11 protein-coding genes are annotated in these 15325 nt (G+C 60.1%); 6 read left to right on the forward strand and 5 right to left on the reverse strand.

Going from position 1 to position 15325, the window contains the following annotated elements; genetic code table 11:
* The first annotated feature begins 133 nt into the window (after nucleotides 1–133).
* The 3 genes from ACMXYH_RS03750 (at nucleotide 134) to ACMXYH_RS03760 (ending at nucleotide 6874) form a co-directional block, all read left to right on the forward strand.
* Nucleotides 134–3409: a DUF2126 domain-containing protein gene (locus ACMXYH_RS03750; protein WP_129438954.1), complete on the forward strand. Its 3276-nt coding sequence runs from the start codon at nucleotides 134–136 to the stop codon at nucleotides 3407–3409.
* Nucleotides 3410–3497: 88 nt separating this feature from the next.
* Nucleotides 3498–5984, forward strand: coding sequence for a circularly permuted type 2 ATP-grasp protein (locus ACMXYH_RS03755; protein ID WP_134419855.1), 2487 nt, complete (start codon nucleotides 3498–3500; stop codon nucleotides 5982–5984).
* Nucleotides 5984–6874 (forward strand): transglutaminase family protein, encoded by an 891-nt coding sequence (locus tag ACMXYH_RS03760; protein ID WP_415766340.1) that lies wholly within the window; start codon nucleotides 5984–5986, stop codon nucleotides 6872–6874. Before ACMXYH_RS03755 ends, ACMXYH_RS03760 begins: the two co-directional genes overlap by 1 nt.
* Nucleotides 6875–7100: 226 nt before the next feature.
* Here the strand turns inward: ACMXYH_RS03760 and ACMXYH_RS03765 are convergent, their stop codons facing one another.
* Both ACMXYH_RS03765 and ACMXYH_RS03770 read right to left on the reverse strand, forming a co-directional pair.
* Entirely contained in the window at nucleotides 7101–7292 is a 192-nt protein-coding gene (locus ACMXYH_RS03765) for a hypothetical protein (RefSeq protein WP_018928487.1), read from the reverse strand.
* 68 nt (nucleotides 7293–7360) lie between these two features.
* On the reverse strand, nucleotides 7361–7948 hold the full coding sequence (locus ACMXYH_RS03770; protein ID WP_415766341.1) for a TIGR00730 family Rossman fold protein: 588 nt from the start codon (nucleotides 7946–7948) through the stop codon (nucleotides 7361–7363).
* Between the two features lie 343 nt (nucleotides 7949–8291).
* Between ACMXYH_RS03770 and azu the strand changes: the two genes are divergently transcribed.
* On the forward strand, nucleotides 8292–8738 hold the full coding sequence (azu, locus tag ACMXYH_RS03775) for an azurin (RefSeq protein WP_046054918.1): 447 nt from the start codon (nucleotides 8292–8294) through the stop codon (nucleotides 8736–8738).
* 193 nt (nucleotides 8739–8931) lie between these two features.
* On the opposite strand, the gene nadE is transcribed toward azu, so the two are convergent.
* The 3 genes from nadE to ACMXYH_RS03790 all read right to left on the reverse strand — a co-directional run bounded on the left by nadE (nucleotide 8932) and on the right by ACMXYH_RS03790 (nucleotide 12141).
* Entirely contained in the window at nucleotides 8932–9759 is an 828-nt protein-coding gene (gene nadE, locus ACMXYH_RS03780; protein ID WP_415766342.1) for an ammonia-dependent NAD(+) synthetase, read from the reverse strand.
* Between the two features lie 4 nt (nucleotides 9760–9763).
* Entirely contained in the window at nucleotides 9764–10999 is a 1236-nt protein-coding gene (pncB, locus tag ACMXYH_RS03785; protein WP_415766343.1) for a nicotinate phosphoribosyltransferase, read from the reverse strand.
* Nucleotides 11000–11229: 230 nt separating this feature from the next.
* Nucleotides 11230–12141, reverse strand: coding sequence for a LysR family transcriptional regulator (locus ACMXYH_RS03790; protein WP_283182732.1), 912 nt, complete (start codon nucleotides 12139–12141; stop codon nucleotides 11230–11232).
* 174 nt (nucleotides 12142–12315) lie between these two features.
* Between ACMXYH_RS03790 and amaB the strand changes: the two genes are divergently transcribed.
* Both amaB and amaA read left to right on the forward strand, forming a co-directional pair.
* Nucleotides 12316–13806 carry an L-piperidine-6-carboxylate dehydrogenase gene (gene amaB / locus ACMXYH_RS03795; RefSeq protein ID WP_134419869.1) on the forward strand — a complete coding sequence of 497 codons (1491 nt, stop codon included), beginning with the start codon at nucleotides 12316–12318 and terminating at the stop codon, nucleotides 13804–13806.
* Between the two features lie 158 nt (nucleotides 13807–13964).
* The gene (amaA, locus tag ACMXYH_RS03800) at nucleotides 13965–15248 is read left to right on the forward strand and encodes an L-pipecolate oxidase (protein WP_008153371.1); all 1284 of its coding nucleotides are present in this window, start codon (nucleotides 13965–13967) and stop codon (nucleotides 15246–15248) included.
* Nucleotides 15249–15325: the final 77 nt, after the last annotated feature.

The following is a 15325-nucleotide window of genomic DNA, read 5'->3' on the forward strand; positions in this document are numbered from 1 at the left end:
TGCAAACCAAATTCCCGCATCGCCCGATTTTGGTGCTGTACTGCCTCAAGCAACCGGAGAAAGCGCCAGCGCTGCGCGATGGCATAAGTCTTGCGCGCTTTCCAATACGCTTAAGGCTCGCAGGAGGCACGCCGTGTCGATTCATGTCGCATTGCACCACGTCACGCATTACCGCTACGACCGCGCCGTCGAGCTCGGTCCGCAGATCGTTCGCCTGCGCCCGGCCGCCCACAGTCGCACGCGGATACTGTCCTACGCGCTGAAAGTGTCGCCCGAGCAGCACTTCATCAACTGGCAGCAAGACCCTCAGGGCAATTACCTGGCGCGGTTGGTGTTCCCGGAGAAAACCGATGAGCTGCGGATCGAAGTCGATCTGCTGGCGGAGATGGCGGTCTTCAATCCGTTCGACTTCTTCCTTGAGCCCTACGCGGAAAAGATTCCGTTCGCCTACGCCGCGGATGAGCGCAAGGAGCTGGCGCCGTACCTGGAAACCTTGCCCCTGACACCGAAGTTCAAGGCGTACCTGGATGGCATCGACCGCACGCCACTGCCCAGTGTGGATTTCCTCGTCGCGCTCAATCAGCGCCTGAGTGAAGACATTGGCTACCTGATTCGCATGGAGCCGGGCGTGCAAACGCCCGAACATACCCTCGAACATGCCTCCGGTTCCTGCCGCGACTCCGCGTGGTTGCTGGTGCAACTGTTGCGCAACCTCGGTCTGGCGGCGCGTTTCGTCTCCGGCTACCTGATTCAACTGACCGCCGACGTCAAAAGCCTCGACGGCCCGTCGGGCACTGACGTGGACTTCACCGACCTGCACGCCTGGTGTGAGGTTTATTTGCCCGGTGCAGGCTGGATCGGCCTGGACGCGACGTCAGGGCTGTTTGCCGGTGAAGGACACATTCCGTTGGCCTGTAGCCCCGATCCGGGCTCTGCGGCACCGATCAGTGGCTTGGTTGAACCGTGCGAGTGCGAATTCACCCACGAAATGTCCGTGGAGCGGATTTGGGAAGCACCACGGGTAACGAAGCCCTACACCGAAGACCAATGGCTGGCGATCCAGGCGTTGGGTCGGCAGATTGATGCCGACCTGCTGGAGGGTGATGTACGCCTGACCATGGGCGGCGAACCGACGTTTGTTTCCATCGATGACCCGGACGGGGCCGAATGGAACACGGCGGCACTTGGGCCAGACAAGCGGCGTCTGTCCGCCGAACTGTTCCAGCGCATGCGCAAGCACTACGCGCCCCAAGGCCTGGTGCATTTCGGTCAGGGCAAGTGGTACCCCGGCGAGCAATTACCGCGCTGGTCGCTGAACTGCTACTGGCGCCGCGACGATGTACCGATCTGGCACAACAGCGCGTTGATTGCCGATGAGCAGCAAGACTACGGTGCCAATGGCGAGTTGGCCGGACGCTTTCTGGCGAGTGTCGCCGAACGCCTGAAAATCCCCACACGGTTTGTGTTCCCTGCCTACGAAGACAATTTCTATTACCTCTGGCGCGAAGGCACTTTGCCGCAGAACGTCAGCGCCGAAGACTCGCGTCTTGAAGAGCCTCTGGAGCGTGCACGCCTGCGCAAAGTCTTCAGCCAGGGTCTGGACAAAGTCATCGGCCAGGTCCTGCCGCTGGCACGCACCGCCAAGGGGGATCAATGGCAGAGCGGCCGCTGGTATCTGCGCGATGAGCATTGCCGACTGGTGCCGGGGGATTCGCCGCTGGGCTATCGCTTGCCGCTGGGCTCGCAGCCTTGGGTGAAAGCGGCGGAGTACCCGTTCATTCACCCTGTGGACCCGAATCAGGATTTCCCAGCACTGCCCGACACTGCACAACTTCAGAGCCAAGGCGAGCCTGCGGTTGCTGATGAACGCACGCCAAAGATCGACGAATCCGCCGACTGGCTGACCCGCACGGCGTTCTGCGCCGAAGCGCGAGAAGGGCGGTTGTATCTGTTCATGCCGCCGCTGGAACGGGTCGAGGATTATCTGGAACTGGTTAGCGTCATCGAAGCGACCGCCGAGGAACTGCATTGCCCGGTGTTGCTGGAAGGCTATGAACCGCCGAGCGATCCGCGGCTGAGTAACTTCCGCATCACGCCCGACCCGGGTGTGATCGAGGTCAACGTGCAGCCTTCTGCCACGTGGGATGAGTTGGTCGAGCGCACCGAATTTCTATACGAAGAGGCACGCCAGACCCGACTGACCACCGAGAAATTCATGATCGATGGCCGGCACACCGGCACCGGCGGCGGTAACCATTTCGTACTGGGCGGCGCGACGCCGGCTGACTCACCGTTTCTACGCCGCCCCGATCTGCTGCGCAGCCTGATCAGCTACTGGCATAACCATCCGTCTTTGTCCTACCTGTTTTCCGGATTATTCATCGGCCCGACGTCTCAGGCGCCACGGGTTGACGAAGCACGCAACGATGCCTTGTATGAACTGGAAATCGCCTTTGCCCAGATGCCTGAGCTGGGTGAGGAGTGCGCACCGTGGCTGGTGGATCGGCTGCTGCGCAACCTGCTGATCGACGTGACCGGCAACACCCACCGTGCCGAGTTCTGCATCGACAAACTGTATTCACCGGACGGTGCTACCGGTCGCCTTGGATTGCTTGAGCTGCGAGCCTTCGAAATGCCGCCCCATGCGCGCATGAGCCTGGCTCAGCAATTGTTGTTGCGGGCGTTGGTGGCTCGGTTCTGGCGCGAGCCTTATGCGCCGCCGAAACTGGCACGCTGGGGCACTGAGCTGCACGATCGGTTTTTGTTGCCGCACTTTATCGAGCAAGACTTCGCCGACGTCATCGTCGACCTTAATGCCGCCGGTTATCCCGTACGTGCGGAGTGGTTCGCGGCGCATCTGGAATTCCGTTTTCCCAAGGTCGGCGATTACGCGGTGAGCGGGATCGAGCTGGAAGTGCGTCAGGCGCTGGAGCCCTGGCATGTGCTGGGCGAGGAGGGCGCAGTCGGCGGCACGGTGCGTTATGTGGATTCGTCGCTGGAACGCTTGCAGGTCAAACTTACGGGCTTGCCGCCGCAGCGTTATCTTCTGACATGCAACGGCATCCCGGTGCCATTGCAACCCACCGGGCGGGTCGGCGAGTTTGTCGCTGGCGTGCGCTTCCGCGCCTGGCAACCGGCCAACTGCCTGCAACCGACTATCCCGGTCCACGCGCCGTTGGTGTTCGACCTGCTCGACACCTGGATGCAGCGCTCGCTGGGTGGCTGTCAGTACCACGTCGCCCACCCGGGCGGGCGCAACTACGACAGCTTGCCGGTGAACGCCAATGAGGCAGAGAGCCGGCGAATGGCGCGTTTCTTCCGCATCGGACATACGCCGGGGAAACTTCCTATACCCAATATGGAAATTAACGACGAGCTGCCGATGACTCTCGATTTACGACGTTTCTAAACCGTACGCGACGCTCGGATTTTTCGTATATCCGGGCGTCATGAGCCTGCGTTAGTCTGACCGTTCTTTGCTGTCTGCCGAGCTTTCCATGCCTGACCTGCTTGACCGCTACCCGCTGACGGCGGGCACTTATCACGAACTGCTCGACGACAGCGGCGCGGTGCGCCCGCACTGGCGTCGGTTGTTCGACCAACTGCAACGCAGCACACCAACGCAATTGGTGCAGCGTCAGGCGCTGCTGACCCGGCAGATCCAGGAAAACGGCGTGACTTACAACGTCTACGCTGACCCCAAGGGTGCCGATCGGCCGTGGGAACTCGATCTGCTACCGCATGTGATTGCTGCTGATGAATGGCAGCAGTTATCGGCCGGTATCGCCCAACGGGCACGCTTGCTCAATGCTGTGCTCGCAGATTTGTACGGCCCGCAACGCTTGATCGCCGAGGGCTTGCTGCCTGCTGAGCTGGTCTTCGGCCACAACAACTTCCTCTGGCCCTGTCAGGGCATCACCCCGCCCGACGGGGCTTTTCTGCACCTGTACGCCGTGGATCTGGCGCGTACACCCGACGGTCGCTGGTGGGTCACGGCGGACCGGACGCAAGCACCATCCGGTGCCGGTTATGCGCTGGAAAACCGCACCATCGTGTCCCGGGCCTTTCCCGAGTTGTACCGCGATTTGAAAGTGCAGCACCTGGCCGGATTCTTCCGCACGCTTCAGGAAACCCTGGCCCGACAGGCGCCGAGTGATGACGAAGCGCCGCTGATCGTGCTGCTGACACCGGGACGTTTCAACGAAAGCTATTTCGAACATCTGTATCTGGCGCGTCAGCTCGGTTATCCACTGGTAGAGGGCGGCGACCTGACCGTCCGGGATGCCACGGTCTACCTGAAAACCTTGAGCGGACTGCGCCGGGTCCACGCGATCATGCGGCGGCTCGACGATGACTTCTGCGATCCGCTGGAGCTGCGCACCGACTCGGCCCTTGGCGTGCCGGGATTGCTGGAAGCGGTACGCCAAGGGCGAGTGCTGGTGGCCAATGCCCTCGGCAGCGGTGTGCTGGAGTCGCCGGGATTGTTGGGTTTCCTGCCGAAGATCAATCAATTCCTGTTCGGCGAAGAACTGATTCTGCCCTCCATCGCGACCTGGTGGTGCGGTGAAGCACCGGTGCTGGCTCAGGCCCTGGAAAAATTGCCGGAGTTGTTGATCAAACCGGCTTTCCCGTCACAGAGCTTCACGCCAGTATTTGGGCGCGATTTGAGTGAAAAACAGCGCCAGGAGCTGGCTGAGCGCATGCAGGCCAGGCCTTACGCCTATGTGGCGCAAGAATTGGCTCAACTTTCTCAAGCCCCGATCTGGCAGGCTGAAGAGGGTCATCTGCAACCCCGGGCCATCGGCATGCGTGTGTACGCCGTGGCCAGCCGTGAGGGTTATCGGGTTCTGCCCGGCGGCCTTACCCGGGTTGCCGCCGAGGCTGACGCCGAAGTGGTGTCGATGCAGCGCGGTGGCGCGAGCAAAGACACCTGGGTGTTGGGCGATCGCCCGCCGAGTGGTGAGCAATGGAAAACCCAGCGTACGATCGGTGTGCACGACCTGGTGCGACGGGATCCGTATCTGCCGTCGCGGGTGGTGGAAAACCTGTTCTGGTTCGGCCGTTACTGCGAGCGCTGTGATGACAGCGCGCGGCTGCTGCGAATCATGCTGGCTCGGTATGTCGATGGCGATGACCCGCAAGCCCTGGAGGCGGCGGTCGATCTGGGCGAACGATTGATGTTGTTGCCCGATGAAGGCGAGTTGCCGGAGCGTTTGCTGGCGGCATTGCTCGGCGATGACTGGTCGTTCAGTCTGCGCTCCAACCTGCAACGTTTGCAGTGGGCGGCCTCGCAAGTGCGCGGCAAGCTCTCGCGGGAAAACTGGCAAGCGCTGGTGGAGCTGCAGCGCGAAGCCATGGAGCTGGAAGCCGAAGAGCCGGATTTCGGCGAATTGCTGGATTTCCTCAACCGTCTGGTGATGTCCCTGGCGGCGTTATCCGGTTTCGCCCTCGACGACATGACCCGGGACGAAGGCTGGCGCTTCCTGATGATCGGCCGCCGGATCGAACGTCTGCAGTTTCTCAGCGCCAGCCTGGCGGCGTTTCTGCGCGGTGCCGGTGCATTCGATCAGGCCGGACTGGAGTGGCTGCTGGAGCTGGGCAACAGCAGCATCACTTACCGTTCGCGGTATCTGGCGGTGGCGCAACTGATCCCGGTGCTTGACCTGTTGCTGCTCGACGAGCAGAACCCCCACGCCGTGCTGTTTCAGTTGAAACTGGTGACTCGAACCTTGAAACGCTTGAATGACGACTTCGGTGTGCCTCGCGAAGCGGGCTTGCCGCAGTTGGTGGAACGCTTGGCACAGTTCGATCTGGGATGCCTGGAGAACTCGCTGTTCGGCGAAGCCAGCGTTCGGGCAGCCATTGAGGGGCTAGCCGACCTGTTGCAAGAAATCGCCGACGCCAGTGGGCAAGTGTCGGATCGTCTGGCCTTGCGCCATTTCGCCCACGTCGATGACGTCAGCCAGCGCACGGTGTCCGTCTGATGAGCGCCCATTACCAGATTCTCCACGACACCCATTACCACTACGACAGCCCGGTCTCTCTGGCTCAGCAGCTCGCGCACCTATGGCCGCGGGCGTGTGCCTGGCAGCGCTGCACCGAGCAGCAACTGCAGATCAGTCCCGACCCGACTACGCGCCGAGATGAACTGGATGTGTTCGGCAATCCGCTGACCCGGTTGGCGTTCGAGCGGCCGCACGATGAATTGCTGGTCAACGCCCGGCTCACCGTCGAAGTGCTGGCCCGGCCTGCGCTGGATTTCAATCAATCCCCCGCATGGGAAGAAACCCGCAATGCGCTGACCTACAGCAGTCTGCCGCTTTCCCCCGAATTGCTGGAAGCGTGTCGTTACCGGTTCGAATCACCCTACGTGCATTTGAAGCGCAACTTCGTCGAGTTTTCCGAAAGCTGTTTCCCACCGGGTCGGCCGCTGCTGTTGGGTGTTCAGGCGCTGATGGAGAAGATTTTCAGCGAATTCACCTTCGACGCTGCAGCGACCCAAGTGGCGACACCGCTGGTGGAAGTGCTGGAGCGCCGGCGCGGTGTTTGTCAGGACTTCGCGCATCTGATGCTCGCCTGCGTACGCTCCCGTGGATTGGCGGCGCGGTACATCAGTGGCTACCTGCTGACCCAGCCACCACCCGGGCAGCCTCGATTGATCGGCGCGGACGCGTCTCATGCCTGGGTCTCGGTGTTTTGCCCGGTACTCGGTTGGGTGGATTGCGACCCGACCAACAACGTGCAGCCGGCGCTGGAACACATCACCTTGGCCTGGGGCCGGGATTTCTCCGATGTCTCACCGTTGCGTGGGGTGATTCTGGGTGGCGGCAACCATGACCCCGAAGTCCGTGTCACCGTAATGCCGCTGGACTAACGCAGATCCCCTGTGGGAGCGGGCTTGCTCGCGAAAGCGGTGTGTCAGTCGATATTAATGTTGAATGACACACCGCTTTCGCGAGCAAGCCCGCTCCCACAGTGGAGATGTGTAAATAGTTTCTAGATGGGGGTATTTCAGAGGGGACTGTGAGGGTCAGCAAAGTGACTGCTGACCCTGGACACAGATCCGGTGGGCCTGATCAGATCATCGGGCCCTGAGGGTCTCAGGCGTCGGGCGCCTGATCTTTCGGTGCTTCAACATCATCTTCTGCGGCCACTTCACCTTCTGCATCCGGGTTCAGTGCGGCGGCTTCTTCTTCAGCTGTAGCTTTCTTGCGCTGAAGCTTTTCCTCTTTCTTCTGCTCCTTGGCCAAGTCTCTCTGACGTTTGGCGAAGGAATAATTGGGTTTAGCCATGGGCGATCCTCTGGGGTCGAAGGTGAGGTTGAGCGGCGCGTATTCTGCCCTGTATCGATGCCCAGCCGTTAGCTGGGTTTTTGCTCGATCCACTTTGGCACCACTGTCGGCTGCCAGGTGTCCAGCGCATCGATCAGGGTTTGCGGCGATTCGCTCACTTGCAGCATGTCACGGTGCGGTTCGCGAACGAAGCCTTCGCCGACGATATGATCGAGAAAAGACGTCAATTTGCTGTAGAAACCGTTCACTTCCAGCAGCCCCAGCGGTTTGCCGTGGTAGCCGAGCTGGCCCCAGGTCCAGACTTCGAACAGTTCTTCCAGTGTGCCCAGGCCACCGGGGAGGGCGATAAAGGCGTCACTGAGCTCGGCCATCCGTGCCTTGCGCGCATGCATGCCGTCGACCACTTCCAGACGAGTCAGGCCGCTGTGGCCGATTTCCTTGTCTTTGAGGCTTTGCGGGATGATCCCGATCACTTCACCGCCGGCCGCCAGCGCAGCATCGGCGACGATGCCCATCAGCCCGACGGCGCCGCCGCCATAGACCAGAGTCAGCTTACGCTCGGCCAATGCTCGCCCCAAGGCGACAGCCGCTTCACGATAAGCCGGGTTGGTGCCAGTGCTGGCACCGCAAAATACACAAACGGACGCTAAAGACATGCCTTACTCCATGGTCAGGATGACCACAGAGTAAAGGCAGGCACGCGGCGTTCCAAGGTCTACACTTCGCGTTCAGGTGTTTCACAGGTTCCGCTGGCGCCACAGGCGTAGGCGGCGAGCAAACTGCGCAACAGGCTGTTAAGGGACATGACTGACGCTCCAGATGGGTGAGGACGACCTGATGATAGGGCCGCCCCAGACGTCTGGCTGGTAGATTGTTTCGATAGGTGTCATAGCCCGAAAGTTGTATACAATTTTTGATTCAGGTCATAGGAACTTGCGAAGTTTTCAGGCAGTCTTCTGTCCATTCGCACTTTTGTTAACCCTGCCTTGGAGATTCACCATGTTTGCCAAACTTGTTGCGGTATCCCTGCTGACACTGGCCAGCAGCCAATTGATGGCTGCTGAATGCAAGGTCACTGTCGATTCGACTGATCAAATGTCCTTCGATACCAAGGAAATCAGCATCGACAAGAGCTGTAAGACGTTCACCGTGGAGCTGAAACACTCCGGCAACCTGCCGAAAAACGTCATGGGTCATAACTGGGTGCTGAGTAAAGAGGCTGATATGCAGCCGATCGCCACTGCGGGCCTGGCCGCAGGCATCGAAAAGAACTACCTGCCGGAAGGTGACGCGCGCATCATCGCCCACACCAAAATCATCGGCGCCAAGGAAACCGACTCGGTGACCTTCGACGTATCGAAGCTCGATGCTGCCGAGAAGTACGGTTTCTTCTGCTCGTTCCCTGGCCACATCTCGATGATGAAAGGCACTGTTGTCCTGAAGTAATAGAATCGTTCTCATAAAAAAAGCGTCCGCTCGGGACGCTTTTTTTTGCTCATTTTTGGGCCAGCCCGAATCCTTGTAGGAGCTGTCGAGTGAAACGAGGCTGCGATCTTTTGATCTTGCTTTTAAGATCACAATCAAAAGATCGCAGCCTCGTTTCACTCGACAGCTCCTACAAGTTTCTACAGGGGCAGAGTCAAGGCGCGAACGGCATCACTCGCTTGTGATGGGTCTTTTTATACGTGTCACAAATAATCTTGAACGCTTCCTCACGCACCGGTTCGCCATGCAGGAACGCGTCGATCTCGGCGTAGGTCACGCCGTGGGACGCTTCGTCCGGTTTGCCGGGCGACAGGTCTTCAAGGTCGGCCGTCGGGATTTTTTCCACCAGCGACTCCGGCGCGCCGAAGCTGCGGGCGATGTCCCGGACCTGGTTTTTCACCAGGCCGCTCAGTGGCGCCAGGTCGCACGCGCCATCACCGAACTTGGTGAAGAACCCCATCACCGCTTCCGCCGCGTGGTCAGTGCCGATCACCAGGCCTTGGGCCGCGCCGGCGATGGTGTATTGGGCGACCATGCGCATCCGCGCCTTGGTGTTGCCGAGTACGAAATCCACCGAGACTGCATGCTTGCCTTCAAAGGCCGCTACTTCAATGGCCAGGGCTTTGACCGCCGGGCCGATGTTTACGGTGTGGCGCTCGTCCGGGGCGATGAAATCCACCGAGGCCTGGGCGTCGTGTTCGTCGAACTGGGTTTCGTACGGCAGGCGCACAGCGATGAACTTGTAGCTGTTGTCGCCTGTGCGGGTGCGCAGTTCGCGCATGGCACGCTGGGCCAACAGGCCGGCGGTCAGGGAATCGACGCCGCCGCTGATGCCGAGAACCAAGGTCTTGAGCCCGGAATTGACCAGGCAATCCTGGATGAAGGTAATCCGCCGGGCGACTTCAGCCTCGAGGGCGGCCTGGTCGGCGAACGGCGGCTGGACCTTGAGCTGTTCAGCAATCTCACGCTGTTCGGCTTGCATGAATTCACTCCTTGCTTGATGTGCTTGATGTGCTGGAAAGGGCGGCAGGTACTTTGAAAACGTGTCGCAAATAGGCGACGAAATTCGGGTCTTTACAGTGAGTCTTGCCAGGCTCATCGGAAATCTTTGCCACGGGCTGGCCGTTGCAGGCGGCCATTTTAAGCACGATGCTCATCGGTTCAACACCCGGAATATCGCACGTCAGGTTGGTGCCGATGCCAAAGCTGACATTGATCCGACCGCGCAACGCCCGAAAAATCTCCAGGGACTTGGGCAGCGTCAGGCTGTCGGAGAACACCAGCGTCTTGCTCATCGGGTCGATGCCGAGCTTGTGGTAATGGGCAATAGCCTTTTCCGCCCAGAGCACCGGATCACCGGAATCATGGCGCAGGCCGTCAAACAGCTTGGCGAAGTACAGATCGAAATCGCTGAGAAAGGCATCGGTGGTGATGCAGTCGGTGAGGGCGATCCCCAACAGGCCGCGGTACTCGCGGACCCAGCAATCGAGGGCGGCAATCTGACTGTCGATCAGCCGGGGGCCGAGTTGCTGATGGGCCATGATCCATTCGTGGGCCATGGTGCCCAACGGCTTCATGTCCAGCTCCCGTGAAAGGTGCACGTTGCTGGTGCCGACAAAACGACCGGGGAAATCGTGCTTGAGCACGTTCACCACTTCTTCCTGCACGCGGTACGAGAAGCGACGACGAGTGCCGAAATCGGCGACCTGCAATTCGGACAATTCCTCCGCGCTTGCGTTGGCGGTGAGCCAGTCGAACTTGCGGTAGAGCTGCTCGCGCGACTGCTCCAGCACGACCTCACGGTAGCGATAGCGGTTACGCACCTCGCTGACGATGGACAGCAGCGGCACTTCGAACAGGATCACATGCAGCCATGGCCCGCGCAGGCGGATGAACAGCTCGCCGTTTTCGATACCGGTGTGGACGTAGCGCAGATTGAAGCGGAACAACCCGAGAAAGCGCAGGAAATCCGGCTTCATGAAGCTGATGCGCTCCATGAAACTCAACTGGTCGGCGCTCAGGCTCAATTCGGCAAGGCGCTCGATCTGGAAGCGGATTTCCGCCAGATACGGGCGCAAATCTTCACTGTTACGGCAACGAAACTCCCATTCGACTTCCACATTCGGGTAGTTGTGCAGCACCGCCTGCATCATCGTCAGTTTGTAGAAGTCGGTGTCGAGCAGGTTCTGCACGATGCGATCGCCAAACACGCTCTCGCTCATAACGGGGTTCTCCAGGCTGGCCACGGCCCGTGGCGGCGACGTTGCAGCTGTTTCAATGAATGGGGCTAGTGGCGCATATCGGCAGTGGTGATTGCCAGCGATTTTTTTGGCTACACACAATCCCTGTGGGAGCGGGCTTGCTCGCGAATGCAATCGGTCAGTCGCTATTGATGTCGCCTGACCCACCGTTTTCGCGAGCAAGCCCGCTCCCACAGGGATTGTGTGTAGCTTCAAATTTGCGGTATGTCCGGGTTATCGATCTGCTCCAGCATCCACTTCACAAAATCCCGCACTTTCGGCACTTCCGCCGAATGCTCCGGGTACGCCAGGTAATAGGCATCGGTACTGGGCATCGCGTGCTGCCAGGGTATGACCAGTTTGCCGTCGGCCAATTCCTCTTCCACCAGAAACCGCGGCAATAGCGCCACACCGCAGCCGACCTGGGCTGCGCGGATGCACATGTAAAAGGTTTCGAAACGCGGGCCGTGGTAGCTGTGTTCGGTGTGGTAGCCCTGACTGTCGAACCAGTCGTGCCAGGCCTGGGGCCGGGAGGCGTTTTGCAGCAGGACAAGGTCGGTGAGTTGTGTAGGATCGGTGAACGGCGTGTCCGGCAGACTGCCCGGTGCGCAGACCGGCACCAGCTCTTCGCCGAACAGCTTCAGGCATTCAGTGCCGGGGCGTGAACCCTGGCCGAAGTAGAACGCCAGGTCGCTGCGACCTTGCAGCAGATCGTCGGCCTCCTGTTCGCTGCACAGGTCCAGATGGATCGAGGGGTGGCGCAGGCGCCAGCCTTTCAAGCGTGGCACAAGCCAGCGCGCGCCGAAGGTCGGAGGCGTCGAGACGCGCAGGACTTCGGTTTCACCGCCGTAGGAGCGCAGGTAGTGGGTCGACATCTCGACCTGCGTGAGGATTTTTCGTACCTCCACCAGGTACAAATCACCGGCCGGGGTCATTTGCAGGCGACGGCGTACCCGGCGGAACAACAGGTGCTGCAGCAATTCTTCTAGTTGCGCGACCTGTTTGCTGACCGCGCTCTGGGTCAGGTTCAGCTCTTCAGCCGCCCGGGTGAAGCTCAAATGCCGGGTGACGGCCTCAAAACACTGCAGCGCGGTGATCGACGGCAAGTAGCGTTTATTCAGCATGGGTTGTCCTTTTTCTTGTTTCTTTCTTACCAGCAATTCGCAGCATGAATAAACGGAATGATATCTCTCTTAAAGGTCGTTTGTTGGGTAACGTCGAGAGCGCTAAAACTACAGGCCTCACCAGCCGAATCAATCCGGCTGCACGTTTTCTGTTTTTCGCTTGAGGAGTGACCCATGGTTGCCGCATTGCTTGATCGTCTTGGTGTGAACCCGGCCCTGTACCAGAACGGCAAAGTGCCGGTGCATTCGCCGATCGATGGCAGCCAGATCGCCGCCGTGAACTGGGAAGGCGCCGCTGAAGTCGAGCAGCACATCAGTCGTGCAGATCATGCGTTCGAATTGTGGCGCAAGGTCCCGGCCCCGCGCCGTGGCGAACTGGTGCGCCAACTGGGCGATATCTTGCGCGAATACAAGGCCGACCTCGGCGAGCTGGTGTCCTGGGAAGCCGGCAAGATCACTCAGGAAGGTCTGGGTGAAGTTCAGGAAATGATCGACATCTGTGATTTCGCCGTCGGCCTGTCCCGTCAGCTGTACGGTTTGACCATCGCTTCCGAGCGTCCTGGCCACCACATGCGCGAAACCTGGCACCCGCTGGGCGTCGTCGGCGTCATCAGTGCGTTCAACTTCCCGGTTGCGGTCTGGGCCTGGAACACCGCGCTGGCGTTGGTCTGCGGCAACCCGGTGATCTGGAAGCCATCGGAGAAAACCCCGCTGACCGCCCTGGCCTGCCAGGCGCTGTTCGACCGCGTACTGAAGAACTTCAGCGACGCGCCGCCGCACCTGAGCCAAGTCATCATCGGCGGTCGCGATGCCGGCGAAGCCCTGGTCGATGACCCGCGTGTCGCGCTGATCAGCGCCACCGGCAGCACCCGCATGGGCCGCGAAGTGGCACCTAAAATCGCCGCACGTTTCGCTCGCAGCATTCTGGAACTGGGCGGTAACAACGCAATGATCCTCGGCCCAAGCGCCGACCTGGACATGGCCGTACGGGCCATCCTGTTCAGCGCCGTCGGCACTGCCGGTCAGCGTTGCACCACGTTGCGTCGCCTGATTGCCCATGAATCGGTGAAAGAAGAAATCGTCACCCGCCTGAAAGCCGCTTACTCCAAAGTGCGCATCGGCAATCCACTGGAAGGCAACTTGATCGGTCCACTGATCGACAAGCACAGCTTCGAAAACATGCAGGATGCGCTTGAGCAGGCCTTGAGCGAAGGCGGCCGGGTGTTCGGCGGCAAGCGCCAACTGGAAGACAAATTCCCTAACGCTTATTACGTCTCCCCGGCCATCGTCGAAATGCCGGAGCAGAGCGATGTGGTCTGCAGCGAAACCTTCGCGCCGATTCTGTACGTGGTCGGTTACAAGGATTTCGACGAAGCGCTGCGCCTGAACAACGCCGTGCCACAAGGCCTGTCCTCGTGCATCTTCACCACTGACGTGCGTGAAGCCGAGCAGTTCATGTCGGCGGTGGGCAGCGACTGCGGCATCGCCAACGTCAACATCGGCCCGAGCGGCGCGGAAATCGGCGGGGCGTTTGGCGGCGAGAAAGAAACGGGCGGTGGTCGTGAATCCGGTTCCGATGCATGGCGCGGCTACATGCGCCGTCAGACCAACACCGTGAACTATTCGCTGGAATTGCCGTTGGCTCAGGGCATTACCTTCGACTAAACCTCGAGTCGAACAGTGATCCCCCTGTGGGAGCGGGCTTGCTCGCGAATGCGATCTGTCAGTCGACATTGATGTTGTCTGACACACCGCTTTCGCGAGCAAGCCCGCTCCCACACTGGGAACTGTGTGTTGGTTAGGTTTCTGATTGGAGTCTGGCAATGCCGTTACGCGAAGAGTGTCTGTGGGAAAAACTGACGCCGCAAAGGCCTGATAACGCGGCGCTCAAGGGTGAGGTGACGGTGGATGTCTGCGTCATCGGCGCCGGTTTCACCGGTCTGTCGGCGGCGGTGCATCTGCTGGAAAAAGGCAAAAGCGTCTGTGTACTGGAGGCCCATCGCGCCGGTCATGGCGGTTCGGGGCGCAACGTCGGGCTGGTCAATGCCGGGATGTGGATTCCACCGGACGAGATCGAAGCCGGTTTCGGCGAGGCGGTCGGCAGTCAGCTCAATCGCATGCTCGGTGCGGCACCGTCCCTGGTGTTCAGCCTTGTGGATAAGTACAACATCGATTGCCAGTTACGCCGTGAAGGCACGTTGCACATGGCGCACAACGCCCGTGGCGAAGCGGACTTGCGCAGTCGTGAAGAACAATGGAAGCGTCGCGGCGCGCCGGTGGAATTGCTGACCGGTCAAGCTTGCGAACAAGCGACGGGTACCAAAAAGATCGCCGCTGCGCTGCTTGATCGACGTGCCGGCACGATCAATCCAATGGCCTACACGACGGGGCTGGCCAAAGCGGCCATCGGTCTCGGCGGTCAGTTGTTCGATCATTCCCCGGTGACCCGGCTCGAACGTCAGGGCCAACGCTGGTCGGTACAAACCGCTCAGGGTTCGGTGCTTGCCGAGCAAGTCGTGATTGCCTCGAATGCTTACACCGAAGGTGACTGGACGGAATTGCGGCGCAATTTCTTCCCCGGTTATTACTATCAAGTGGCCTCGGTCCCGCTGACCGAAGAGGCTGCGCAGCAAATTCTCCCGGGTGGCCAGGGTTCCTGGGACACCCGCCAGGTCCTCAGCAGTGTTCGTCGCGATAAGGATGGTCGTCTGCTGCTCGGCAGTCTCGGTAATGGCAATCAGAAGCCGACCTGGTTCCTTAAAGCTTGGGCCGACCGGGTTCAGCAGCACTATTTCCCTTATCTCAAACCGGTGGAATGGGAATGCACCTGGACCGGTTGCATCGCCTTCACCCCCGATCATTTGATGCGTTTGTTCGAGCCGGCGCCCGGTTTAGTGGCAGTCACCGGTTACAACGGCCGGGGCGTCACTACTGGCACTGTCGTCGGCAAAGCCTTTGCCGATTACCTGTGTAACGGAAATCCTCAAGCGCTGCCGATTCCCTTTGCGCCCATGCAGCCATTGGCGGGCGTGGGATTGCGCAGCTGTCTGTACGAGGCCGGATTCTCGCTGTATCACGCAGGCCAGTGCCTGCGGATCGTTATTTGATTGTTGAAATTTGTTGCTGAAAGCGGCGCTTTTTCGCGCAGCGACTAGCCTGTAAAAGGTGCGGGTTGTAGCAGTCC

It is taken from the genome of Pseudomonas frigoris (assembly GCF_047758635.1).
GTDB classification, from domain to species: domain Bacteria; phylum Pseudomonadota; class Gammaproteobacteria; order Pseudomonadales; family Pseudomonadaceae; genus Aquipseudomonas; species Aquipseudomonas frigoris.

Excerpts from the sequence above, each read along its gene's own strand:
- ACMXYH_RS03755 (WP_134419855.1), top strand. The coding sequence starts at position 3,498 with ATGCCTGACCTGCTTGACCGCTACCCGCTGACGGCGGGCACTTATCAC.
- ACMXYH_RS03760 (WP_415766340.1), top strand. The coding sequence starts at position 5,984 with ATGAGCGCCCATTACCAGATTCTCCACGACACCCATTACCACTACGAC.
- ACMXYH_RS03765 (WP_018928487.1), bottom strand. The coding sequence starts at position 7,292 with ATGGCTAAACCCAATTATTCCTTCGCCAAACGTCAGAGAGACTTGGCC.
- ACMXYH_RS03770 (WP_415766341.1), bottom strand. The coding sequence starts at position 7,948 with ATGTCTTTAGCGTCCGTTTGTGTATTTTGCGGTGCCAGCACTGGCACC.
- azu (WP_046054918.1), top strand. The coding sequence starts at position 8,292 with ATGTTTGCCAAACTTGTTGCGGTATCCCTGCTGACACTGGCCAGCAGC.
- nadE (WP_415766342.1), bottom strand. The coding sequence starts at position 9,759 with ATGCAAGCCGAACAGCGTGAGATTGCTGAACAGCTCAAGGTCCAGCCG.
- pncB (WP_415766343.1), bottom strand. The coding sequence starts at position 10,999 with ATGAGCGAGAGCGTGTTTGGCGATCGCATCGTGCAGAACCTGCTCGAC.
- ACMXYH_RS03790 (WP_283182732.1), bottom strand. The coding sequence starts at position 12,141 with ATGCTGAATAAACGCTACTTGCCGTCGATCACCGCGCTGCAGTGTTTT.
- amaB (WP_134419869.1), top strand. The coding sequence starts at position 12,316 with ATGGTTGCCGCATTGCTTGATCGTCTTGGTGTGAACCCGGCCCTGTAC.
- amaA (WP_008153371.1), top strand. The coding sequence starts at position 13,965 with ATGCCGTTACGCGAAGAGTGTCTGTGGGAAAAACTGACGCCGCAAAGG.